This window comes from Micromonospora zhanjiangensis (assembly GCF_042650605.1).
Classification (GTDB): Bacteria; Actinomycetota; Actinomycetes; order Mycobacteriales; family Micromonosporaceae; genus Micromonospora_J; species Micromonospora_J zhanjiangensis.
Window position 1 is genome coordinate 1 of the sequence record NZ_JBHSBN010000123.1, and the last position, 696, is coordinate 696.

The 696-nt window shown below is 70.8% G+C and carries 1 protein-coding gene; it reads left to right on the top strand.

From position 1 onward, the window contains the following. Nucleotides 1-696, top strand: a 696-nt coding sequence (locus ACFOX0_RS34230) for an RNA-guided endonuclease InsQ/TnpB family protein (protein ID WP_377553846.1), incomplete at its 5' end; no start/stop codon positions are given.

Consider the following 696-nt stretch of genomic DNA (forward strand, 5'->3'; position numbering starts at 1 on the left):
AAGAGGGAAGGCCGCCGTTGGTACGTCGTCCTTTCGTGTGACGAGGTGCCCGCCGAGCCGCTGCCCGAGACGGGCGCGGTAGTCGGGGTCGACATGGGTGTAGCCGCGTTCCTCACCACCTCCGACGGCGTGCAGGTGCCCAACCCCCGCCACCTCGCCGCGTCGGCCGTCCAGCTTGCGACCGCACAGCAGACGTTGGCCCGCTGCGAACGCGGCTCCCGGCGCCGCCGGAAGGTCCGGGACCGGGTAGCCGCCCTGCACGCCCGGGTGCGCCGGCAGCGACTCGACCACGCGCACAAGACCGCCCTGTGGCTGGTCCGTCACCACGACCTGATCGCCGTCGAGGCGCTGCGCATCAGCAACATGACCAGATCCGCGTCCGGCACCCTCGAACAACCCGGCACCAACGTGGCCCAGAAGTCCGGCCTCAACCGGTCGATCCTCGACGCGGGTTGGGGGGTGTTCCTCAACGTGCTGCACGCCAAGGCTGAAAGCGCCGGACGAGTCGTTGTCGAGGTCGACCCCCGCAACACCTCCCGCACCTGCCCGAAGTGCGGGCACTGCACCAGGCAGAACCGCGTCACCCAAGCCGAATTCCGGTGCGTCGCCTGCGGGCACACCGCCCACGCCGACGTGAACGCGGCCAGCAACATCCTGCGGGCAGGGCTTGCCCGTCAGGCCGCACCCGCGGCCTGA